Genomic DNA, 23,141 nt, shown 5'->3' on the forward strand with positions numbered 1-23,141 from the left:
CCCAGGGCATGACATTCCTCCTCATCTAAAGAAGGAAAATACCCTATACTGTAACATATGTCCTGATACATTCTGTAATCAATCTCCTGATACAATACAGCAAGGGTCGCCCCTACGACGATATAAAGCGTAGGGACAGCACAGTGTGCTGTCCGCATACGATGAAAAAGGACAGGGCGGTGTTGTTTGTTGTCAAGAGATAGTTTACAACTGTTATCATGACATGGTTTACACATGAGATTTATCCTGACTTATTAGAACCAGGGCGGGTTGGAGGAGCGGTCCGACCTGATTCAATGTGAATCTCCCTGATATAGGTATTACGATACTTAACCAGGAGCAGTTCATCGACTTCTTCAACCTGAACCGGTTCACCGGCCAGAGCCTCGCTGACAAAGTATCTTTTTTTTCGATACCCTAGCGAACCCTGCGAATTCAATCGCTTAATCAAGGCACCTTCCGGATATTCCCATTCTCGCGGACAAGGGTTATAGGCTTTGGTACTGGGTCGATAATGATCTGCCGGAACCGACATATTCAGGGCTTCATGGGGTCGAATGCGGTTGTAAACATCGCAAAAATGGTCAAAAAACTTCTGCCAGCCGGCCAGATCATACGGCTTGCCTTTGTGCCATATGGAGGCTTTCAAAGTCCGATGAAACCGTTCTACTTTCCCCTGCGTCTGCGGATGGCCGACACCGCTCCAAAGCAACTCAATCCCCTGTTTCATCAGAAACACTGTCAGCCAGGTCAACCCCTGATGATTCAACCGTCCCCACCAGGGAACACCATGATCCATGAGAATCGCGGAAGGAATTCCATAGCGTTCAAAAACATCAATGAGACATCGTTGAACAGACTCCCCCTTCTGATGTGGCAAAGCATACAAACCCACGGCGTAACGGCTGTGATCATCAAGCAAACTGAGAGGATAACAATATCCTGTGCCAAGGCGATACTCCCCCTTAAAATCCATTTGCCATAAATCATTCGGATTCGCCCGTTCAAAACGCTTGGTGGCCGGACGATGAACATCTTTCCCCGGTACCAAACCATGCCGACGCAAGATCCGATGGATTGTTATTACCGGCAAATCAATTCCCTCTCTCAATAACAATTCCCGTAGTTTCCGAGCCCCCCAACCCTCATCCCGGCGTAACTCCAGAACCCGCCCCGCCTTCAAGGATTCCGTCTGCGTCGGACAGCGATGGGGGCGTCGAGAACCTTCTTCCGATGCCTCAAAAACACTCCCCTTAGCACGGTAACGGCCCAACCACTTGTAACCGGTTACACGACTAATCCCATATTCCCGACAAAGAGAACTTATCGATTCCCGACCACCTGCGGTTCGAGAGATAAATCCCACTCTCATTTCCATAACACTCCGACTCTTCCAGGGCATATCTTGATCCTCCTGATTGATCAATATATACCCACAATATGTAAACTATGTCATGATAACACATGTAAACCATGTCATGATAATGTACAGCATTGCCCTGTCCGCGTATGATAAAAAAGGACAGGGCGGGTGTCCTGTCCCTACGATTTTTCAAGATAACGGGCAGATGTGGACCCGACGCGGCGGGCCGCGCACGAAATTCTGCATATCTTGATATGATTCCTACCGCTTCTGCCGCATGGAGAGGGAGATGCGCTTGCGGTCGATATCGACGGTCAGGACCGTCACGGTCACTTTCTGCCGCACCTTGACAACTTCGGCCGGGTCCTTGACAAATTTGTCGGCCAGTTCCGAGATATGCACCAGTCCATCCTGATGCACCCCGATATCGACAAAGGCCCCGAAATTGGTGACATTGGTAACGATGCCGGGAAGCGTCATCCCCGGCTGTAAATCCTCCATGGTATGCACCGAATTGTCAAAACTGAAAGCTTCGAACTCGGCGCGCGGATCGCGCCCCGGTTTGGCGAGTTCATCCATGATATCTATCAAAGTCGGGATACCGACTTTATCGGTGATATAATTTTCGAGCACGATTTTCTTGCGCAAATGTTCATCAACCATAAGGTCGGCCACAGTACAGCCGAGATCTTTGGCCATCTGCTTCACGACACCATAGCTCTCCGGGTGCACCGCCGAGCGGTCGAGCGGGTTATCGGCATCGTTGATCCGCAAAAATCCGGCTGCCTGCTCGTATGCTTTCGGGCCCAGCCGCGGCACTTTTTTGAAGGCATCGCGCGTTTTGAACGGCCCGTTCTCGTTGCGGAAAGAAACAATATTCTGGGCCAGTTGCGGCCCCAGTCCGGAGATATATGTCAGAATTTCCTTGCTGGCCGTGTTGACCTCGACCCCAACCGCGTTGACACAGCTCATGACGGTATCATCGAGACTCTGTTTCAACCAGGTCTGCTCGACATCATGCTGGTACTGCCCGACACCGATCGACTTGGGATCGATTTTCACCAATTCGGCCAATGGATCCATCAATCTCCGCCCGATCGAGACCGCCCCGCGGACCGTGACATCATAATCGGCGAATTCCTCGCGGGCCACCTCGGAAGCGGAGTATATCGAGGCACCCGATTCATTGACCATCTCGACCAGGATATGATCGGGAAGAGCCATTCCGCGGATGAATTCTTCCGTCTCGCGCCCGGCGGTACCATTGCCGATGGCAATCACCTGCACTTTGAATTTTTCGCACAGCGACCGGATTTCGGCGGCGGCCGCTTCGCGCTGGTAATCGCTTCCATGGGGATAGACCGCGATATGATGATCCAGCTGCCCCTGGCTGTCGAGACAGACCACTTTGCAGCCGGTACGGAACCCGGGATCGAGGGCCATAATCCGTTTGCGCCCCAGCGGCGGCGCCATCAGCAGTTCGCGCAGATTTTCCACAAAGACGCGAATTGCTTCGGCATCGGCGACTTTTTTCGACTCGGCCCGTATCTCGGTTTCCATCGAGGGCGCCAGCAGCCGTTTGTAACCGTCTTCGATGGCCAGTTTGACCTGATCGGAGGCGGCGTTGTCGGCGCTGATAAACATCTCGTGTAATATTGCTATAGCTTCCTCTTCGGGCGGCGCAACACTCATGCTCAGAAAGCCTTCTTCTTCCCCGCGCCTGATGGCCAGAATGCGGTGCGACGGGGCCTCGGCCAGATATTCTTCCCACTCGAAATAATCGGAGTATTTCTTGCCTTCCGCTTCTTTCCCGAGGATCACTTTCGAGCGAAGCATCCCCTCCTCGGTAAACAGCTTTCTCATTTTGGCGCGGGCATCGGCATCTTCGCTGACCCAGGCGGCAATAATATCGCGCGCCCCGGCGAGAGCGTCATCGACCGTTTCGACCTGCTTCTCGGGATCGACAAAGGCGGCCGCTTCCTTGAACGGGTCGATATTCTCCTGGGCAAAAATCAGTTCCGCCAGCGGTTCAAGTCCGCGCTCGATGGCAATCGTGGCGCGGGTGCGGCGTTTGGGCCGGAAAGGAAGGTAGATATCCTCAAGTTCCGCCATGGTCGCAGCGGCAGTGATTTTCTCTTTGAGTTCATCGGTAAGAAGCTCGCGCTCCTCGAGCGATTTCAGGATTGCTTCGCGGCGTTTGTCCAGCTCGCGCAGCTGGGCGATGCGGTCCCTGATAGCGGTAATCGCGACTTCATCCAGACTTCCGGTGGCCTCTTTACGATAGCGGGCAATAAACGGGATAGTGGCGTCATCATCAAGCAGGGCGACGGTCGCTTTGACCTGCTGTTCGTTCAGGCCAAGTTCGGCGGCAATAGTCGCTATATGAACATTTTCCATATTTTCCTCGTGACAGCTGTATTGAAATCGCGTCAATCAATCATAATATACACATTAGGTATTGGCGAGACCAGCATTCTTTCCGGAGTTTTTGAATTATCTTACCTGAAGCCCGGCAATTTTGACCAGTCCCCGGTGATAACCATCGGGAAAAAGTTGTTCCAGTATATCCAGGTCGATATTGTTGTCCTCGCAGGTCTGAAAGACGGTCGGAACCATCGCCGCTTCTTCCCATTTACGGCGCAGATAATAAATAATTGCCCAGTGTTGATCGGTCAGGTAATGCGGCATTTTCATGTCATAAGCTTTGTGCAGCGCGAAATTCTCATCCCATTCAGCCGGATCGGTTAAAAAGCCCATAACATCGGTATTATATGATTTGCGCTCATACATGCGGGTATGATGCACAATATGTTCCTCGAGCCAGAACTGCTGAAAATAGCCGTCCCGATATGTTACCCCGGCCAGTTTGCAGGCGCCGCGAAGATACCCGGTCGGAAACAGCCTCTTTAATTCGCCCAGCCCGAGATGATTATTTTTACAGGCAATATATATCAGCGGACAGGCGTTTATTTTCTCAAAGGTATTTCGGATAAAATAGATAACTTTCCAATGGGCCTCGGTCAGGCCGCCCGCGATTTTCACTCTGGGCGCCATCCCGATCGCAAAATTTTCATCCCACTCATTGGGATCAAGCAAAAAGCCCCTGGAACCGACATTATATTTTTTTCCGTTATATTCAAATATTCCGACTCTCATACTCTCACTATTCGGCAAATCCATTCATTATGTCAATAAAGTATAAATTCTGTTCTGTTTATCAAGCCCAAAACGACTTTTAAATGGCATTTTTGAAAGAATGTCCTTTTTGGCCGGGCCGAAATACGGCCCCCGGTCAATTCGTCTCTCACGCCGCAGACTATTCCGCGTAAAAATTATGTTGAAACGACCGGTTCTTATTGCCGGATAAGTTATGGAAATCTATATTGATTTATGCGATTTTGATCCTGACGATGGTTTGAAAAATGAACTTTGTTACCATAAAGAGAGCCCTCCTGGTTCTGGCGGCATTTTTGCCCGCCTCGCTTCTTTCTGCCGCCGACTCCGGGCAGCTTCAAAGCGTCTTCAACCAGATATATGATTCCCGCCTCGAAACCAGGGTTTACAACCTTGAGAATCTGGTGATACAATATATCGACCTGGAAATGGATTTCGATTCGGGGCAGTTCGTTCTGTTTTCGCCCGTAACTATCGATTCTACGGAAAGATATTATGGGGGTTTTTATTCCGGGGTGATCCGGGTAAAATACCGGCCCGCCCTTGATCTGGAAAGAAATCAGATGAGGCGGTTCTTTGAAGGGGAGTCAATCGACAGGATTTATGAAAGCGTGACCCTTCTTTTTGGCGACGAGCTGTATCAGGAAATTATCAAACATATAAGGCCGGTCACCGGCACCCTGTCCGACCGTCAAAAAAGCAACTCCCAAAAGGACCTCGGGTGGCTGACGAAAGACGAAAACAAATATTACGCTTTCTGGACATTGCGCAGCCTGATTGATTCTGCCGGCAGTCAGTTTTTGACCGCCAATTTTTCATCCGACGGATCGCACCGTATTTTCTATATCTATAATCCCTTCGAGCGCGAGGAGGTGCGTCTCCTGAAGCATTACTGGTACTGGCACAGCGGCGGGGAGTTTATGGAGACTGTCTGCAGTTATTCGGTCTATGCCGATGATACTCATGCCGATATCAATGGCATCTCCAAGCCGGATATAAAAGTCAATCAGTACAAAATCGATGCCGCCATAAATACCCATGACAGCCTGACAGCCTCCGTGGAAATGACCAGTGAAGTGGTGGCGCCTTCGGCGCAAATGCTTGAATTGTTCCTGCATCCGGATATAAGGATCGACAGCGTGATCGATATGCATGCGGAGCGACTGGCCTATGTCAGGTATGAGAAAGATTCCAACAAATCGCGGCCGCTGTACATTATTCTGGACCACGCCTATCAAACCGGCGAAACGATCGGACTCCGATTTTTTTATGGAGGGGTGCCATCCAAAAAATACGATGGACAGCTTTATGTTACGCCGGGATCCAACTGGTACCCGACGACATTCGCGACCGACCGCGCCATGTTCGAGACGACCTTTCATACACCGAAGAACCTGACGCTGGCGGCACCGGGCCTCCTGGTCGGTAGCCGGACGGCCGGGGACACGCTGGTCACAAGGTGGAAAATCGAACAGCCGGCGCGCAATATATCTTTCAGCCTGGGAATTATGAAAAAATATGAATTCAAGGAGGAAGGCCTGCCGCTGATGGAGATTTACTATGACCGGGAACTTCACAAGGATATCGCCCGCAACCTCTCCAGAGCCATCAACCCCGAGGGCAGCAACCTCGAAGAGCATGTCGCCGAAGATGTCATCAACGCCATGAAATTATTTACCGATTATTTCGGCGCATATTCCTACGGCCCGATGCGGATCAGCGAAATCATGGCCATGCATGGCGAGGCCTTTCCCGGGTTTATTCACCTGGGCGTTCCCGGGTGGTTCAAGAGCGATGATGCCGGCTATATCAGTTCCGCCCGCGCCCATGAAGTGGCGCATCAATGGTGGGGCGTCAGTGTCGATTACGAAACATATCATGACCAATGGCTCAGCGAAGGTTTTGCCGAATATTGCGGACTCATGTACGTCCAGGCCGCCTTCGACAACGAAAAGTTTCTCAAACAGCTCCGGGAGTACCGCGACAACATATTTTCCATTCGAAAATATCTCTTCAGCTCGGGCCGCGAGTCGGGCCCGATTGCAATGGGCTACCGCACCCTGAGCACGGAAACCCCGGATGACTACGGTCTGATCATATATGAGAAAGGCGCTTTCTGCCTGCACATGCTGCGAAACATGATGATCGATTTCAAAACGATGAAGGAAGATGCCTTCTTCAGCATGATGACCGAATTTTACAATACATATAAGGGCCAGTCGGTTTCGACCGCCGACTTCAGGAAGATTACCGAAAAATACTTCGGCATGGATATGTCATGGTTCTTCGATCAGTGGGTGTTCGGTAATGATCTGCCGACATACACGCTGACTTACCGGTTCGAGAAAGATGACCGCGGCAAATATATCGCCATATGCAATGTCATAACCGAAGGAGTCGGCGAAAATTTCAAAATGTTCGTTCCCCTGGAGATCGAAATCGAGAAGGATAATAAGGTTTATGCCCGGGTACTGATCGAAGGCACCGAGTTCACTTTCACGCTCCCCGGTCTGCCCAAAATTCCGCGGGCCATCCGCCTCAATCCGTTCGAGTCGGTCCTGGCCAAAGTCAAACAATAGAAATTATCTAATTTGAAGGCTTGTCAGACGGTGTTTCCGCAAAGCTTTTCCTTAGATTTTCGAGAACATAGCCCCAGGCCCGGTCGAAATATTCATACAGCCGTTCCCATTCCGCGCCGACTCCCCAGCCGATCTGTGCCAGGGTCACTTTGACGCTGTCGGTTCCGACCGGCTCGAATTGCAAAATAATTTGCGTATGCTGGCGGCGCAGCGGCCCGAAATCGGGCGGCGCATTCCATTCGAATGACAGCATTTGTTTGGGAAGGTAGCTCAGGATATGGCATCCCTCGGAACCGCGCTGACCATAAGCCGCTTCATGGTTGAAATATATCTCATAGGGCCCGCCCAATCTTAAATCGATTTTATTGTGGACGGAAAAAAATGTCGCGGCGCCTTCCGAGGTGGTCCATGCATCCCAGACCCGTTCGATGGTCGCGGGAACGGTTATTTCTTTCTTCAGGATTTTATCCGATGTTTCTTTCGGATAGCGTTCCGGCGAAAGGTAATCGACCAAAAGCGAAACTCTCATCGGGCTGATTTTGTACGTATGCACCCCCTGCACCACCGACGGCTCATTGTTTATAATATGAAGCGCCTCATCCCTGCTATCCGTCTGCAGAATTATCAAACCAAAAACGGGATCGAATACCGGCCCGGCCGTGATGACTTTCTTCTGTGCGACCAGGTCCTTAAGATAATAATAATGCTCGTTCATAATCCCCTCTTCGTCGGGTGTCATATTTTCCGGCCAGCCTTCCCTGGTTCCGATCAATTGCACAAAATACTGTTCCTTTGGCTTTTCCATCTTCTCCTCCGTCGATAAGGCCGCGATTTCACCAATTCCCAATATAACAAAGAAAATCACGGATATCATAATACGCGATAGCATAAAATACTCTTTATTAATAATAGCTATAAATAGCGAAAATTTATTTATTCCACGCTAAATTAGTACATGATAGAAATATACGGGACAAGATAGTAGATTCCACCATTTTTGTGACCCGCGACTTCAAATCTTTGTCAACTTTTCCTTGCTCAATCGTGGATTATCCGTATCTTAGTAAAAGACCGGGTTATTAATGATTAAATATTTTCTCGCTATTGGTCCTGCCGGGGGCAAAAAAAGGAAATGATGCGGAACATAAAGTTAACATTTGGCTTAATAGTTGGCATGTTTGCCCTGTGCCATACGGCCGGGGCCGACTACATCTATCCGCAGGGCAATAATATCATCTGCCGCTATGATCTCAGCGGCGCCGCTTTTCAGCTTGGCGATACCCTGATCATCACGCGCGCGCTGGTCAACCATGAGTCATTTCCGTTGTCCGGTCTTTATTTGTCAGACAATATTCCTCCGGCGTTCAATGTGGTATCATACACCATTCAGCACAACGGCAACAACATCGATCATTTTTATTCGGGCGCTTCGCAGGATTCGGTGATCGGCTATTATGACACCTATTACTGGGTGGTTGATGACCCGAATCTTCCGTCAATCTCTAACATTCTTTACCCCGGCGACAGTATCGTCATGGCAATCAGGTTGACCTTCTCGCAGGGCGGCCTCTTCTCGATGCCGATGCATACGACCGTCTTTTACGGCGATCAGACCGGTTATTTTGCCACCGACATTGCCCTGTCGGTTGCGGTCGAAGCGCCGGATATTTGCGGTGATGTCAACAGCAACGGTGCAATAAACCTGCTCGATGCGACCTATCTTATAAAATATTTGTATAAACTGGGGCCGCCTCCCTATCCGCTCAGCAAGGGTGATCTCGACGCTTCCGGCAGTGTCAATATTCTCGACGTTGCCAGGCTGATAAACTACCTGTACAAAAACGGGCCCGCCCCGGTTTGTCCCTGAAAAACACTTCCAAAAAGTCCGGTTGACGTCTCGTTTTAAAATCTATTAATTATATACTGATCAAATTGTTTTATTGGGATCAGTATGCTTGAAGAAATCAAAGACAAATTTATTGTTCGATGGAACAAGTATCTTCCGGGCGCGGAGCTGCCGATCACCTTTTATTACACCGATGACAAAACCAAAGTCGAGCCAAACCGCCCATCGGCGGACTGGCGCTGCCTGATCGCCGATCTGGGAAAAGTCCGGCACGGGCAATCGGTCCGGTTCGATAAATTTTCCATCGGCTGCGGCGGCGGAAGGCGGAACTCCGGTTTTGAAGAGGCCTCGCGGCCGAATTTCGAATATTTTCTGTCATGCGGTATTCCCGGTGAGGTCGAAGGTATCCGGTACAAGAAAACACCCGAGATGGTCAAATTACAGATGGCGTCGCAGGTTTCGTTTGAAGCGCCCGGTGAATATATCGTGTTCAAAAGATGGGATATGCTCGACAATGATGATGAGCCGCTGGCGGTTATATTTTTCGCTGTTCCCGATGTGATTGCGGCGCTGTTCGGCCTGGCCAATTTTGACGAGACCGATCCGAATATGGTTATCACGCCGACCGGGGCGGGCTGTTCGCAGATAATATATTATCCCTATCGCGAACTGCAGTCGAACAGGAATCGCTCCATCCTGGGCATGTTCGATCTCTCCGCGCGGCCCTATGTTCCGCCGAATGTTTTGACCTTTGCCGTCCCGATGCCGAAATTTCTGCGCATGATCGACAACATGGACGAAAGCTTTCTCATCACCGAAACCTGGGGAAAAATCAGAAAGCGGTTGTAGGGATTCTAAAATAATGAGAATTGCAGGATCCGCAGTTCCGTTGCAGGCGGGACAATCGTTCCTTGCCGGTGTGTACGGAATAAAACAGACCAGGTCGCTTATTAATTAGCCGGCAGAAATTCGAATACTTGCATTAAAGAGGCTGAACCAACCACGCTAAAATAATTCATCCGGATGGTTGCATAAATGCAACCTATATACTATATTTGAAATAATCGACTAACATGGGATATTATTGGATGACTGATAAGATTAGAAAAGATGAGACCACCGATGTTATTCTGGATTCTGTGGCCGATGGTGTTTTTACCATCAACAATGACTGGAAAATCACGTCCTTCAACAGGGCGGCGTCAGAAATAACCGGAATCGCCCGGGAGGATGCCATCGGCCAGCAATGCTGCGATGTTTTTAAGGCCTCAATCTGCGAAAAAGGGTGCGCCCTGCGTGAAACATTTCGAACCGGCCGCCAAGTGGTCAATCGCCCGGTTTATATAATCGATGCCGAGGGTAGCCGGATACCGATTTCAATTTCAACCGCCTTGCTTCGGGATAAAGCGGGCAATATAATCGGCGGGGTGGAGACATTCCGGGACCTCAGCACGCTCGAAGAGCTTCAGCGCGAACTAAAGAAAAAATATTCCTTTCAGGATATCGTCAGCAAAAACAGCCGGATGCTGGATATCTTCGATATTCTCCCCAGTATCGCCGAGAGCGATAGCACAGTCCTGATCGAGGGGGCCAGCGGCACCGGAAAAGAATTGATCGCGCGGGCCATTCATGACTTGTCATTACGGAAAGATAAACCGATTGTGACGGTCAATTGCGGGGCGCTTCCGGATACATTACTGGAGTCGGAACTTTTCGGTTACAAGGCGGGGGCGTTCACCGATGCCCGCAGGGACAAACCGGGCCGGTTTGCGCTGGCCGAAGGCGGGAGTATATTTCTGGATGAGATCGGCGATATCTCGCCGGCGCTTCAGGTGCGACTGCTGCGTGTCCTGCAGGAACGAACCTATGAACCTCTCGGAGGTACGGGCATGATCAAAACAAATGTCCGGATTATCGCGGCCACTAATAAGGAACTCGAAAAACTGATCAAGAACGGAAAATTCCGGGATGATCTTTTCTATCGGGTGAATGTGATCCGGATCAAATTGCCGACCCTAAGGGAGCGTCGGGAGGATATCCCGATTCTTGTAGATCATTTCATCAGCCGTTTCAACAAATCTCGCAACAAACTAATTTCGGATATTTCGCCGGAAGTGCTGTCAATATTGATGCAATATGATTTTCCGGGGAATATTCGTGAGCTGGAAAATATTATCGAGCATGCCTTCGTGATCTGCCGTTCGGGAATTATTGAGGTCAATGATCTGCCGGAAAACCTGCGGCCGGAGCAGGAGAGCCCGGCGATCGAGTCACGGTCGATGGTCGATCTCGAAGCCAGGTTTATTGTAGAGGCATTGCGCAAGAACGATTGGAACCGCCAGAAGACCGCCTCCCAGCTTGGAATGCATAAGACGACCCTCTGGCGGAAGATCAAGAAGCTCGGCATAAAACTCCCATAGCACCGTTTCATTATTGCAACCATTATTTAAGAATTCGTTGCATATCTGCAATAATATTAGACTGTTTTGATACATGAAGCCCGCCTTTTAGTAAATTTATTGTATTACACTACAATAACTTACGATTTATTATCAATGTCAGCATAAATATTGGCATGTTTCATGCCCTTTAGTCAGGCATGATAGCAAAGGTTGCAATTCCGGTATGGCAAGAGCGGGTCTCACCCGTTATGGACAGTGCCTGTCAGCTAATGGTAGCTGATTTCGATGATGGCAAAGTGGTTGCTCAAAAAACTTTCGATATTCCCCAACTCCATAATATTCAGAAGGTTCGGTTTCTGCAAAGTTTGGGAATCAAGGTCCTGATATGCGGCGCCATATCACAGGAGTTGGAATCTCTGCTGGCCGATTCGGGGATTGAGGTCAATCCCTTTTTCCGGGGCCGAATTGGGGATATTATTAATGCCTTCTGCAATGGGAACCTTCAAAACGAACATTTTTTTTTGCCCGGCTGCCGCTTTGGGGGGCGAGGGCAACAATCCGGCCGCTGTCAACGTCGCCGCGGGTTGCGGAGGGGCCGATTAAATTAGGGAGATGTAATGAAAATAGCGATTTCTTCACAAGGTAAGGATTTATCGAGCAATGTCGATCCGAGATTTGGCCGGGCCCGGTATTTTATCATTTATGACACGGAATCCGGGGGATTCGAAGCCATCGACAATAATCAGAATATAAATGCGGCCCAGGGAGCCGGGATTCAGGCGGCGCAGATTGTGGCACGCCAGAATGTTGCAGTCGTAATTTCGGGGAATCTGGGTCCGAAGGCCTTCGGGACGCTTGCGGCGGCCGGGATAAGAGCGGCGCTGCGGGCCGATGGTTCCGTAGCCCAGGCGATTGCGTTGTTCCAGAGCGGGCAGCTTAAACCGGCCGACAGCGCCAATGTGGAAGGGCATTGGATGTAAGGGTCCGAGAGCAGGAAGATAAGAGGTGAATATTATGCCGAGACAATTCAAGACGGAACAGATGGATACTTCAGGGGGAAGAGTCCGCCGGAGATTGCGGGGAATGATGAATTCCAAAACCGGCCGGACCGTCGGGGTGGCATCGCTGGCCGCGCCCATTCTCGGCTATATTATCAGCGATTTGCAAAAACCGAACAGCACCATACGCAATCTGGTCAATAAAGGGATCAACAGGCTTCTGGAATCAAAAATAAGAAAGACGGAAGCCATTGACATAACGCATGAAGTTGAAATCATCGATGATTAAATACAGCAATTTGGTACAGAGGAAATAACGAAAGGAGCTATAAAATGCCAGGTGGAGACAGAACAGGCCCGTGGGGAGCCGGTCCGATGACCGGACGGGGTGGAGGATTTTGCGCCGGATATAATATGCCGGGATATTTGAATCCGACAGGTGGCCGCGGGTTTGGAGCGGGCCGCGGGAGAGGCATGGGACGGGGACACCGCCACATGTACTATGCAACCGGTCAACCGGGCTGGATGCGCGGCGCGGGATATTCTGGATGGGATATGCCACAGCCGATGCCGATGGCCGCGACGGCCAGGTTTTCGGAGAAAGATGAGCTGCGTTATCTGAAGGAACAGGCCGGTCATCTGGGCGAGATGCTTGAAGATGTCAACCAGCGCATCGGCGAGATAGAGAAATCAAGATCAAGCAAAGGAGTCGAGTGATGTCTTATAGAGGCGGTGGCGGCGGCGGTGGTGGCGGTGGCGGCGGAGCCGGTGGACGTGCTCTGGGTCCGGGTGGAGAATGTATTTGCCCGGCATGCGGTGCCACGGCGCCTCATCAACAGGGTATTCCCTGCATCAATCAGAAATGCCCCAAGTGCGGGCAGGTGATGACCAGGAAGTAGAGAAAGGACCGGCTGATTGCAAATATCAATTGCCAGCGGCAAAGGTGGAACCGGCAAGACCACGATTGCTTCGAATATGGCTTATGCGCTTGCCCAAACGGGGCAGGCGGTATCATATATCGATTGTGATGTCGAGGAACCGAATGGGCATATTTTTTTCAAGCCTTCGTATGAAAGCTGCACCGAAGTCAGCGTAAAGATCCCGCAGGTGGATTATAGTAAGTGCAATTTCTGTGGAGTGTGTGCTGAAGTTTGCCGGTTCAATGCCATCGCGGTTGTCGCGGATAAAGTGCTGATATTTCCGTCTCTGTGTCACGGATGCGGCGGCTGTCACCATCTCTGTCCGGAGAAGGCAATTGAAGAAGTCGATCGGCCGATTGGTGTTATAAATGACGGTACAGGACAGGGGGTGCGTTTCATAGAAGGGCGGCTCAATGTCGGTGAGGCAATCTCACCGCCTCTTACCCGGGTCCTCAAAAGGAACATGCCAATCCTGGGGATCTCTTTTATTGACGCTCCGCCCGGCACCTCCTGTCCTGCCATAGAAGCAATCAGTGGGACCGATTATGTAATTCTTGTCACCGAGCCGACGCCGTTTGGTCTGAATGACTTAAAGCTGGCGGTGGAGATGGTGAGGGCGCTGGGTTTGCGCTTCGGGGTGATAATCAACCGATCGGATATCGGTGACGGACGGGTCATAGAGTACTGTTATGGGGAAAAGATCGAGATATTGCACAGTATTCCGTTTGATCGGCATGTTGCCGAAGTCTATTCCCGTGGTGATCTGATGGCGATGCATAATAATGACCTCGGCGAGAGTCTGCTGAGAGTTTATGAAAAAATAAAAGACAGGGTAGCGGCCGATGGAACTGGTAATACTAAGCGGTAAAGGGGGAACAGGCAAGACCAGTCTGGTGGCATCGCTGGCCGCCCTGGCGGAGAAAAAGATTTTGGTCGATTGTGATGTCGATGCGGCCGATCTGCACTTGATCCTTGATGCCAGATTCGGTATGCCGCAGGAATTCAGAGGCGGCAGCAGGGCATCAATCGATCAGGAAAAATGCATGGTATGCGGCATTTGTACCGAATATTGCCGGTTCGGGGCCATCAGGAATGCGCCCGATGTCAAGGCGCGATTTGGAGAGAAGTTCTGGATTGATGAATTCACCTGCGAAGGTTGCGGTGTGTGCACCTATTTTTGTCCGGAGAAAGCCATTGATCTCAATGAAAATATCAGCGGTCAATGGTATATTTCGGAAACCAGGTACGGCTTGATGGTACACGCGCGGCTTGGCATTGCCCAGGCCAATTCGGGTCGTCTGGTTTCGCATTTACGCAGGGAGGCTTCTCGAATCGCGGAACACAATGATATCGGTCTCGTCATAATCGATGGCCCCCCCGGTATCGGCTGTCCGGTGATTGCATCAATGACCGGCACCGATTATGTTCTCATAATCACCGAGCCGTCGATGTCGGCATTTCATGATATGGAAAGGTTAGTGCGGTTAACGCGGCATTTCAGAATTCCGGTCGGGGTTTGTATCAATAAGTTCGATATTAATAGCAACATTAGCGCCGAAATCGAAGAGTATGCAAATCGGGAAGGGATAGACGTTCTGGGCATGATTCCTTATGATGTGTCATTCACGAGGGCACAATTGGGGGGCGTTTCGATCATGGAATATTCGGATAATAATGCTTCTGAACAGATCCGGAAAATCTGGGAGAGACTTCAAAGCAAAACGCTCTCCGGAAAGAAAAGCGCGCCAATGCCAGAGAATAAACTGATAAAACTTGAATAGAGTTAATGGAGATGAAAAAATGAGAATAGCAGTACCGACGGCAGAGGGCGTCCTGTGCCCGCATTTCGGCCATTGCCAGGAATTTACTTTGATCGATGTTGATACCGAAAATAAGCGAATAATGGAAATCAAAAGATGTGTACCGCCTCCGCATGAACCGGGGGTACTCCCGCAATGGTTGAGCCAGTTAGGATGCAATATGGTAATTGCCGGAGGGATCGGCGGCAGGGCCATCGGTTTGTTCGAAAGCAGCGGGATAATGGTTGTCTGCGGCGCCCCGGTGAATAAACCCGAAGAGATCGTGAAGAATTATCTTGAGGGGCAATTATTGACGGGGGGCAACATGTGCGGCGAGCCCGGTTTTGAGCACGGCGGGCATCATGATTGCAGCGGGCATAATAAAACAGAATAAAAAGGACGGGATACTAGGCAAAACCTCCTTACGCATCGATTGAGGTGGTTTTTCCGAAAACCGCTTCACTCAGTTAGTGTTGTTCGCGAAGGGGATGGTACGCAGCCATCCCCTTTATTAGTATTAGTCGGGATGGAGTCTCCGTCGAAGATCCCGCGTTTCGCGGGGGACTCCAGCCTACTAAAAAGCCTGGGTGCCCCACCCGCCTCGGCGGGCTGTGGGTTAGATTGTTATGACAATAAGCCTCATTTCTGCAATTCATCCACCCGGCACCTCACCCATCCGGTGAGGTAGCTGCAAATCAGCATAAGGCCGCAATTATGACATCAAATCGATGTTAATTCCGTCCGGGGGGTTTTATAATGAGTATGGCTTTGAGTGTGTCAAGAATTCGATTTGTCGTCCGGGTGGCCGCGCCAAATTTATTTGGGGCGGGGCTTTTAAAACACATCCCTAAACAAGTTTGGGAATGCCACCCGGCCGCTCACAATTATGCCATATTGGGGGCGAAGCATTTTTTTGCCGGGGAAGTAATGTTGCACTTTTTTAAAAACGCAAAAACAAAGCCAATTTCAGGTAAGAGAATAACAGACATTATGATACAATAGATTTTTCTCATAAATACAGCCCTTATTGGGTATTAAATGGGGGGGTTTGCTATCCGGGACGGTTGCGGAAAAATAAAGCCGGAGCGATCCCAACGACTCATGGCAATTGCAGCACCCGGAACCTGTCGGGAAGGCTCCCGCCTGCGGAAGGGCTTTCCGCTTGGGTGGACAGGGGTTGGAAATAAGAATCAATAGCAGAAAAAACAGAATAAATCTTGAAATAAAAAAATAAATTAGTTGACGAAATCATAAAAGGAACGTATTATATGTGCAATCTTCTATGCCGGGGCGAGCCGACAGTATAATTCTTCAAAAATAGCCCCGGCTTCTTTTTTGCCCAAAATCGATACCATGGTTAAAAAGGCTGCCCGGGCCGCACAACCGCCGCTGTAAAGACGGCGCGAAGTGCCGATGAAATCATTGGAGGATGATTTATCGGAATGGCCGCAGGACAGTACCATGTCTATATCATAAAACTCGATGAGGGTTTTGCCCTGACCCGGGCCGCCCGCGAGGCCAACCCGGAAATGGATGCCGACAAACCGTGTATCTATATCGGGTACACATCGAAATCCCCCGAAGCGCGCTATGAAGAGCATATCACCGGCTGCAGATCCAAAAAAGGTTTTCCGCTGTACTCGCGCAAGGTCCGCCGCTGGGGTGTCTGCCTTCTGCCGGAGATGTATGAAGATTACAATCCGATCAGGAGCCGCGAGCGGGCCATGAAACTCGAAAAGAAACTTACCGAGAAGTTCCGCCGCCGGGGGTACACGGTCTGGTCGAATTAGGAAAATGTCGGGCGGCATGATCCCGCTGATATCAGGCTCGCCTTACTCGCCGCGAAGTTTCTCCAGGGCCCATTTGGCATTGTCGTTTTCCGGATTGAGCTCGAGTGATTTTTCGTAATTCTTAATGGCCAGCTCCTTGTCGCCCTTATTCATATAGGCCTCGCCCATACTGTCATAGGTGTTGGCCGATTCGGGGTAAGCTTCGATATTGAGTTTGAAAATCCCAATCGCGGCATCAATCATGTCGCGGGCCATCAATTGATAACCCAGAACATTCAACTCGTTTTCATCGAAATTATACTCAGCGGCATGATTCGCCTTCAGGTCGCGATATTGCTTGGCCGCTTCTTCAACGCCCTTTTGCGTGATTGTCTCGGTCAACGGCCTGCATATCGAGACTATGGCCGGAGCCGATGTTTGCGAGAGGCTTGCAAATATCCACCGTATCCAGTTATCGGCATTGATAATGTACCATGTGCCCCAGGCATCCCATTCGCTAAGAACCTTAGCCTGAACAATTTCATCGAGACTCTTACCTTTCGCCATCTGTTTGCGGACGATATCAATCGTCGTTCCGAGCATATCGTGATACTTGCGCAGTTCATCGAGATTGTAATTGCGCCTGTGGCCTGAAATGAGTACGACATCTTCCGGCAGCCATTCAATTACTTGACCGACGGAAGTATAAAATCCATCAACATTGCCGCCGCCGGGAACATCGACATACGGGAAATTATCGGAAAACAATAAATCCCCCATACAGGCGACCTTTGACTTGGTGAAATAAACAACCGCATCATTATCGGTATGACTGGTCGGAAAGTGTTTCACTTGAATTTCTTCACCATTGAAATTAAGGGTAAAATCGCTGTCGAAAGTGGTGTCGGGCATCCCATCCTGAGGAAGCGGCGGCAGGGCGAAATATTTCCCCGACATGCGCTCTCTGACGTTACTGTGGGCAACAATGGTTGCCTCATCCTTGAAATATTTATTGCCGCCGGTATGATCGTTGTGAGCATGGGTATTAATAATATACCTGACCAGGCCGTCAAAAAGGCTGTCAATAATATTGACAAGCTTTTCGCCGATGGCGGCGGTCCCGGCATCGACCAGCAGGATACCATCAGGGCCGACCGAAATGGTGATATTGACTTCGAATTGGTCGTCGCCGGTTATTTTATAAATATGGTCGGTGATTTTTACCGCGGGCCGGGTGATTCCGGCACTTTCTTCCTGGGCAAAAATTGCCATGAATGTGCCAAGGCATAAGCCGATTGACAAGAATAAGAATGTTTTTTTCATAGGGCCTCCTCTCTAATGTATAATATAATCTATTTTACTATATTAGCTTCCCGGAATCATGAATTCTTACATATTAATTACTTGAAAGCGTAGTCAAGATAAGATAAGCCATTGCTATATAGAATATTACGATAATATTCTCGTTTTTTTTCAAAAAATATGATAATCAGCTTCTTGACAAGTTGTCACAAGTTGCTTAAAATGACCACATGGTCATTAAAGGATGTATTGTATGAGCAATGAATATATTACTGAAGTTTTCAAGCGCCTGAAAAAGGATAAGCAGGAGCATATATTTCAGGCCGCCGCCGCAGAGTTCACCGACCAGGGCTATACGAAGGCCTCGATGAACACTCTGGCCAGAGTGGCCGGGGTCAGCAAGGGATCGATATTTCAGTATTTTCGAAGCAAGGAGTTGCTTTTTGACTTTGTCCTGAATGCCGCCACCAACAGGGTGAAGGATTACTTGCGAAAAGTCCGCGACGAATCAGTCGATCAGGATTTCTTTTCGCAATTTCATAATCTTCTTTTTTCGGGTTTTCGATTTATTAAAAAGCACCCTCACCTGGCCCGTATTTATTTTCACGTGTTGCAGTCCGGTGATTCGCCGTTCGGTGTAAATAAGCTAAAAGCGCTGCATCGGAAGGCGCAGTCATTTCTGGAGGAAATCGTACGGGAGGGCATAAAAAGGGGTGATATCAGACCGGATATCGATGTCGATAAGACGGTTTATTTGCTGAATGTCATTTCCAATAATCTTCTTCGATCGTACTACATCGAGTTCCTGCCGCCGACGTCCGATTTTTATCTGGCTGATGAAGCCAAATTGCATGAGTGGGTCGATTCGACAGTTGACTTCATCAGGTGCGGCCTCGGAGAAAAAGCGAATAAAAGGGGAATTAAATGAAAATCGGAAACGTTATAACAGTATCATTGATTCTGGTCACAATTATGTTTAACGGCTGTGGCTCGGAAAAGAAGGCCGCCGATGAAAGCAATATTATAAAATTCGGAACTCTTCCGGCACTTCAGGCTTTACCGCTTTTTGTTGCAGAAGCCAATGGATATTTTGTGGAGTATGGGCTCGAAGTCGAGCTGGTGAATTTCAATTCGGCCTCCGAGAAAGACATTGCTATCATATCCGGAACGATTGACGGCTATTTCGGTGATCTTTTCACGCCGGCAGTAATCGAGGCCAACGGCTCGGATATCGCCATCGTGGCGGCGGGCTATGACACCCGCTACGACCGGCGCATGTTTGGTGTTCTTGGAAAACCGGGCGGCGGTTTTAATAAGATAGCAGATTTGAAAGGAGTGCCGACGGCGGTGTCATCAAATTCGGTGATCGATTATCTGACCGAGTCATTGATGATGGCCGGCGGATTGAGCGCCGATGACATCGACTTTACCGAGGTGAAAAATATCGGACTCAGGATGCAGATGCTTCTGTCCGGGCAGCTAGATGCCGCGACACTTCCTGAGCCGCTGGTAACGGCGGCAATTGCTGCCGGAGCGGAATTGCTGGCGGATGATGAGGATCTATCAACAAGTCAGACGACGCTGATTTTCAGGGATGAATTCATTAAAAACAATCCCGGACCGGTCAAGAAATTTCTTCTGGCGGTCGATCGCGCCAGCCGGTTTATCAATGTGAACCCGGATGCGGCGCGCCCGGTGATGGTGCAATACGGGCGGCTTCCCGAGCCGCTCAAAGAGACTTATCCGGTGCCGCGTTTTCCCAGATTGAAAATGCCCTCCGAAAAAACTTTGACCACGGTTGTCAACTGGTTGTTTGAAAGAAATGTTATATCCAAAAAACCCGACTATAATGAACTTACCGATGACCGATTCCTCCCATAATCTGATTGAAGTCGAAGATGCCTCGAAGACATATCGAAGCGAAGATAGTGTTGTCGAGGCGCTGGCGCCGATCAGTCTGTCGGTCGGAAACGGCGAATCAATTGTTCTGGTCGGACCGTCGGGTTGCGGCAAAACGACCCTTCTCCTGATGCTGGCCGGGCTGGAAGGCACCAACGGGGGCTTGGTATATTTCGGCGGCCGCAGGCTCGACGGCCCGCGGCGGGAGATTGGTCTGGTGCTGCAGGAGTACGGTTTGTTCCCATGGAAAACGGTCCGCCGGAATATCGAACTTGGCCTGAAGATCCGCGGCGAGAAAACAAACAGTGGTACAATCGACGACATGCTGGCCGAACTGGATATTGCCGACAAGGCCGATCTTTATCCACAGCAATTGTCCGGCGGGCAAAAACAGCGGGTGGCACTGGGGAGGGCGCTGATTTTGAAGCCATCATTGCTGTTGCTGGATGAGCCATTTGCGGCGCTGGACACTTTGACCCGTGAAAGACTGCAGGATCTGATTGCCGGTATTTGCCGGACGCGGGGACTGAGCATGGTTCTGGTGACACACAATATTCCGGAGGCAGTCAGGCTTGGGGAAAAAATAATGATAATGTCCGGCATACCTGGAAAAATAGCCAACGTGCTGGATAACCCGATGGCCCGAAATGCCGACTACCGGGCGTCGGATCAGTTCTATACGATGACCCGGCAGCTGCGAAGCGAACTGGAAAAGTACAATGCGTAAGTATCTGCGGTATATATATACCCTGGCGATATTGATAATCCTCTGGCAGATTGTCAGCATGATGGCCGGCAATTATGCCCTGCCCGGGCCGATTACCGTCCTGCTGAAACTGGTGGACGATGCCGGCTCGCAAAAATACTGGCAGCATATCGGAGCCTCGGTTTTTCGTATCATGGCCGCGCTGGCAATCTCATTCGTGACGGCGGTTCCCTTGGGATTATTCCTGGGCATGACGCCGAAGATTGACCGGTTAGCCAAACCGTTGATATATCTGTCCTACCCCGTACCCAAAATAGTCCTGCTTCCGATTGTACTGTTAATTTTCGGTCTGGGCGATTTGGGGAAAATAGTCATGCTGGCCATGATTCTGTTTTTCCAGCTTCTTATTACCACTCGTGATGCCGCACGCGGTGTCAATCGGGCCGCACGTTATTCGCTGTACAGCCTGGGTGGAACCAATCAGGATCTTTTCGTGCATGTCATCTGGCCGTCGTGCCTTCCGGCCGTATTCACGTCACTGCGAATCGCGGCCGGAACCGTAGTTGCCGTTCTTTTCTTTGTCGAGTCGATCAGTACGAAGTACGGCATGGGTTTTTACATTCTCGATGCCTGGGGCCGGGCCGATATCCCTCAGATATTCGCGGGGATGGTATCTCTCGCGGTGCTGGGCGTCATCCTTTATGAAACATTTGATTTTATGGAGCGCATTTTTTGCCGATGGAACCGAATCTGAATAAAAAACCGTTGAATGAATGGTCCGAGAAAGAGCGGATAAGGACCGTCAAGAAAATATTCAGCACCATCACGCCCCGTTACGATTTGCTGAATCATGTTCTTTCGGGCTGTCAGGACATAAGATGGCGCAATTTCACCACAAGGCGGCTGCCCGCGGATGCGCGTCATGTCCTCGATGTGGCAACCGGAACCGGCGACCTGGCCATCACCATGGCCCATAAACGATCGGAACTGAAAGTAACCGGTGTTGATTTCGTGAAGGCCATGATCGACATCGCTGCGGCCAAGACAGCCCGCGCCGGTCTGGCATCACGAGTAGAATATATCGCCGGTGACGCCATGCGGCTTCCCTTCGCGGATGACACATTCGATGCCGCGACGGTCGCATTCGGTTTCAGGAATATTCCCGACCGCATTGGCGCGCTGCGCGAAATGGCGCGGGTGGTCAGGCCGGGCGGTAAAATTATGGTGCTGGAAATGACCCTGCCGCGCGAGACCATGATGGGCCGGTTCTTCAAATGGTACCTTAAAAATATCATACCGATAGTGGGGAAATTGATATCCGGCAATAAAGGCGCCTACAATTATCTTTCCGATTCAATCGAGGATTTTTTAAAGCCTGATGAACTTGGTATACAGTTCGAGAAAGCTGGATTAAAAGATATCAAAGCCTTTTCGATGACATTTGGCATCACCTATCTTCATGAAGGTATCGTGGTTTGAGAGGGGTCGTAATCAAGGCATGGTACCAGGCGAGCCGTCCCCAGTTTTTTGTCGCGACCATGGTACCTCTCGCGCTCGGTGGTGTTTTGGCGGCCGGCGAAGGATCCTGGAATCTTTGGCGCTGGCTGGCGGTACTGGCCGCATCCTTCCTGGTGCATCTTAATACCAATCTGGCCAATGATTATTTCGAGTATTATTCCGGGGCCGATGAGGGTGACTCGATCGGCGGCAGCCGCGTTTTGCAGGAGGAGGCGATAACCCTCCCGCAAATCAGGAATTTCATGATCGCGGCCTATATCGGGGCTTTATGTCTTGGACTCTGGATTTTATGGGTGTCGCAGGCATGGTGGCTGATTTTTATCATGATCTTTGCGTTTCTTTCGTCCATCTACTACACCGCCCGGCCGATTCGCTATGGCTATCATGGTCTCGGCGAATTGTTTGTCGGAATCAATATGGGGCCGGTCATGGTGGTGGGGACGTATGTCGCGCTGACCGGGCAGTCCTCGATGAGGCCGCTTCTGCTGTCATTGCCTATCGGTCTGATGGTGGCCCTTATATTATACTACCAGTCATTTCCCGATATAGAAACGGACCAAAGGGTCGGTAAGTACACCCTGGCCGTCCGTCTCGGGCGAAGGGGCTCGCTATGGGGATATCGTATTTTCATTTCTTTCACCTATTTTACATTCATAGGGCTGGTAATCAGCGGCTATCTGCATTTCTCGGCTTTGTCTTCACTGATAACATTGCCGCTGGCTTACAAAGTAGATAAAATGATAAGGGAAACCGACGATTGGGTCGAGCTTCACGGCCGAGGAAGTAAGGTCAGATTATTTTACCTGCTTAACGGCCTGATTTTGACTTTGGTCGTCGTTGTTTTTGGATAAAGTTTAAAGAGGGTT

The 23,141-nt window shown here is 50.1% G+C and carries 26 protein-coding genes; 20 read left to right on the plus strand and 6 right to left on the minus strand.

Annotated elements, in window-relative coordinates; all coding sequences use genetic code 11:
* Window positions 1-241: 241 nt before the first annotated feature.
* The 3 genes from CVT49_14005 to CVT49_14015 form a co-directional block, all read right to left on the minus strand.
* Window positions 242-1,402 (minus strand): IS481 family transposase, encoded by a 1,161-nt coding sequence (locus CVT49_14005; GenBank protein ID PKK82347.1) that lies wholly within the window; start codon window positions 1,400-1,402, stop codon window positions 242-244.
* A 222-nt stretch (window positions 1,403-1,624) separates the two neighbouring features.
* Window positions 1,625-3,760: an RNA-binding transcriptional accessory protein gene (locus tag CVT49_14010; protein ID PKK82348.1), complete on the minus strand. Its 2,136-nt coding sequence runs from the start codon at window positions 3,758-3,760 to the stop codon at window positions 1,625-1,627.
* 96 nt (window positions 3,761-3,856) lie between these two features.
* The gene (locus tag CVT49_14015) at window positions 3,857-4,543 is read right to left on the minus strand and encodes a sulfurtransferase TusE (GenBank protein PKK82349.1); all 687 of its coding nucleotides are present in this window, start codon (window positions 4,541-4,543) and stop codon (window positions 3,857-3,859) included.
* A gap of 242 nt (window positions 4,544-4,785) precedes the next feature.
* Here CVT49_14015 and CVT49_14020 point away from each other — a divergent pair, with 242 nt between their 5' ends.
* Complete coding sequence (locus CVT49_14020) at window positions 4,786-7,116, plus strand: hypothetical protein (GenBank protein PKK82350.1); 2,331 nt, start codon at window positions 4,786-4,788, stop codon at window positions 7,114-7,116.
* 7 nt (window positions 7,117-7,123) lie between these two features.
* Here CVT49_14020 and CVT49_14025 read toward each other — a convergent pair whose 3' ends face one another.
* Window positions 7,124-8,005 (minus strand): hypothetical protein, encoded by an 882-nt coding sequence (locus CVT49_14025; protein PKK82351.1) that lies wholly within the window; start codon window positions 8,003-8,005, stop codon window positions 7,124-7,126.
* Window positions 8,006-8,290: 285 nt separating this feature from the next.
* Between CVT49_14025 and CVT49_14030 the strand changes: the two genes are divergently transcribed.
* The 12 genes from CVT49_14030 (at window position 8,291) to CVT49_14085 (ending at window position 16,083) form a co-directional block, all read left to right on the plus strand.
* Complete coding sequence (locus tag CVT49_14030) at window positions 8,291-8,983, plus strand: hypothetical protein (protein PKK82352.1); 693 nt, start codon at window positions 8,291-8,293, stop codon at window positions 8,981-8,983.
* A gap of 84 nt (window positions 8,984-9,067) precedes the next feature.
* Complete coding sequence (locus CVT49_14035; protein PKK82353.1) at window positions 9,068-9,811, plus strand: hypothetical protein; 744 nt, start codon at window positions 9,068-9,070, stop codon at window positions 9,809-9,811.
* A 239-nt stretch (window positions 9,812-10,050) separates the two neighbouring features.
* Window positions 10,051-11,382, plus strand: coding sequence for a Fis family transcriptional regulator (locus CVT49_14040; GenBank protein ID PKK82378.1), 1,332 nt, complete (start codon window positions 10,051-10,053; stop codon window positions 11,380-11,382).
* A 179-nt stretch (window positions 11,383-11,561) separates the two neighbouring features.
* A complete protein-coding gene (locus tag CVT49_14045) occupies window positions 11,562-11,972 on the plus strand; it encodes a hypothetical protein (protein ID PKK82354.1) in 411 nt (136 codons plus the stop codon).
* 9 nt (window positions 11,973-11,981) lie between these two features.
* A complete protein-coding gene (locus CVT49_14050) occupies window positions 11,982-12,344 on the plus strand; it encodes a dinitrogenase iron-molybdenum cofactor biosynthesis protein (protein PKK82355.1) in 363 nt (120 codons plus the stop codon).
* Between the two features lie 25 nt (window positions 12,345-12,369).
* A complete protein-coding gene (locus CVT49_14055; protein ID PKK82356.1) occupies window positions 12,370-12,651 on the plus strand; it encodes a hypothetical protein in 282 nt (93 codons plus the stop codon).
* Window positions 12,652-12,695: 44 nt separating this feature from the next.
* On the plus strand, window positions 12,696-13,079 hold the full coding sequence (locus CVT49_14060) for a hypothetical protein (protein PKK82357.1): 384 nt from the start codon (window positions 12,696-12,698) through the stop codon (window positions 13,077-13,079).
* Complete coding sequence (locus CVT49_14065; protein ID PKK82358.1) at window positions 13,079-13,261, plus strand: hypothetical protein; 183 nt, start codon at window positions 13,079-13,081, stop codon at window positions 13,259-13,261. Before CVT49_14060 ends, CVT49_14065 begins: the two co-directional genes overlap by 1 nt.
* A gap of 16 nt (window positions 13,262-13,277) precedes the next feature.
* Complete coding sequence (locus tag CVT49_14070) at window positions 13,278-14,150, plus strand: (4Fe-4S)-binding protein (protein ID PKK82359.1); 873 nt, start codon at window positions 13,278-13,280, stop codon at window positions 14,148-14,150.
* Complete coding sequence (locus tag CVT49_14075; GenBank protein PKK82360.1) at window positions 14,125-15,063, plus strand: (4Fe-4S)-binding protein; 939 nt, start codon at window positions 14,125-14,127, stop codon at window positions 15,061-15,063. The genes CVT49_14070 and CVT49_14075 overlap by 26 nt, the downstream gene beginning before the upstream one ends.
* 19 nt (window positions 15,064-15,082) lie before the next feature.
* Window positions 15,083-15,475 carry an ATPase gene (locus CVT49_14080; GenBank protein PKK82361.1) on the plus strand — a complete coding sequence of 131 codons (393 nt, stop codon included), beginning with the start codon at window positions 15,083-15,085 and terminating at the stop codon, window positions 15,473-15,475.
* Window positions 15,476-15,837: 362 nt separating this feature from the next.
* Entirely contained in the window at window positions 15,838-16,083 is a 246-nt protein-coding gene (locus CVT49_14085) for a hypothetical protein (GenBank protein PKK82362.1), read from the plus strand.
* Window positions 16,084-16,361: 278 nt separating this feature from the next.
* Here CVT49_14085 and CVT49_14090 read toward each other — a convergent pair whose 3' ends face one another.
* The gene (locus CVT49_14090) at window positions 16,362-16,544 is read right to left on the minus strand and encodes a hypothetical protein (protein PKK82363.1); all 183 of its coding nucleotides are present in this window, start codon (window positions 16,542-16,544) and stop codon (window positions 16,362-16,364) included.
* Between CVT49_14090 and CVT49_14095 the strand changes: the two genes are divergently transcribed.
* Window positions 16,524-16,871, plus strand: coding sequence for a ribose-5-phosphate isomerase (locus tag CVT49_14095; GenBank protein PKK82364.1), 348 nt, complete (start codon window positions 16,524-16,526; stop codon window positions 16,869-16,871). The two genes, CVT49_14090 and CVT49_14095, sit on opposite strands and share 21 nt — an antisense overlap.
* A 42-nt stretch (window positions 16,872-16,913) precedes the next feature.
* Here the strand turns inward: CVT49_14095 and CVT49_14100 are convergent, their stop codons facing one another.
* Entirely contained in the window at window positions 16,914-18,173 is a 1,260-nt protein-coding gene (locus CVT49_14100; protein ID PKK82365.1) for a hypothetical protein, read from the minus strand.
* Window positions 18,174-18,396: 223 nt separating this feature from the next.
* On the opposite strand from CVT49_14100, the gene CVT49_14105 reads away from it, so the two are divergent.
* The 6 genes from CVT49_14105 to menA are packed head-to-tail and all read left to right on the plus strand — an operon-like array spanning window position 18,397 to window position 23,126.
* Window positions 18,397-19,080 (plus strand): hypothetical protein, encoded by a 684-nt coding sequence (locus CVT49_14105; GenBank protein ID PKK82366.1) that lies wholly within the window; start codon window positions 18,397-18,399, stop codon window positions 19,078-19,080.
* A complete protein-coding gene (locus CVT49_14110) occupies window positions 19,077-20,033 on the plus strand; it encodes a hypothetical protein (GenBank protein ID PKK82367.1) in 957 nt (318 codons plus the stop codon). The genes CVT49_14105 and CVT49_14110 overlap by 4 nt, the downstream gene beginning before the upstream one ends.
* A complete protein-coding gene (locus CVT49_14115) occupies window positions 19,975-20,778 on the plus strand; it encodes a hypothetical protein (GenBank protein ID PKK82368.1) in 804 nt (267 codons plus the stop codon). The genes CVT49_14110 and CVT49_14115 overlap by 59 nt, the downstream gene beginning before the upstream one ends.
* Window positions 20,771-21,511 carry an ABC transporter permease gene (locus CVT49_14120; protein PKK82369.1) on the plus strand — a complete coding sequence of 247 codons (741 nt, stop codon included), beginning with the start codon at window positions 20,771-20,773 and terminating at the stop codon, window positions 21,509-21,511. The genes CVT49_14115 and CVT49_14120 overlap by 8 nt, the downstream gene beginning before the upstream one ends.
* Window positions 21,496-22,236 (plus strand): bifunctional demethylmenaquinone methyltransferase/2-methoxy-6-polyprenyl-1,4-benzoquinol methylase UbiE, encoded by a 741-nt coding sequence (locus CVT49_14125; protein ID PKK82370.1) that lies wholly within the window; start codon window positions 21,496-21,498, stop codon window positions 22,234-22,236. The genes CVT49_14120 and CVT49_14125 overlap by 16 nt, the downstream gene beginning before the upstream one ends.
* A complete protein-coding gene (menA, locus tag CVT49_14130) occupies window positions 22,233-23,126 on the plus strand; it encodes a 1,4-dihydroxy-2-naphthoate octaprenyltransferase (GenBank protein ID PKK82371.1) in 894 nt (297 codons plus the stop codon). Before CVT49_14125 ends, menA begins: the two co-directional genes overlap by 4 nt.
* The last annotated feature ends 15 nt before the right edge of the window (window positions 23,127-23,141 follow it).

Source organism: candidate division Zixibacteria bacterium HGW-Zixibacteria-1 (assembly GCA_002838945.1).
GTDB lineage: Bacteria > Zixibacteria > MSB-5A5 > GN15 > PGXB01 > PGXB01.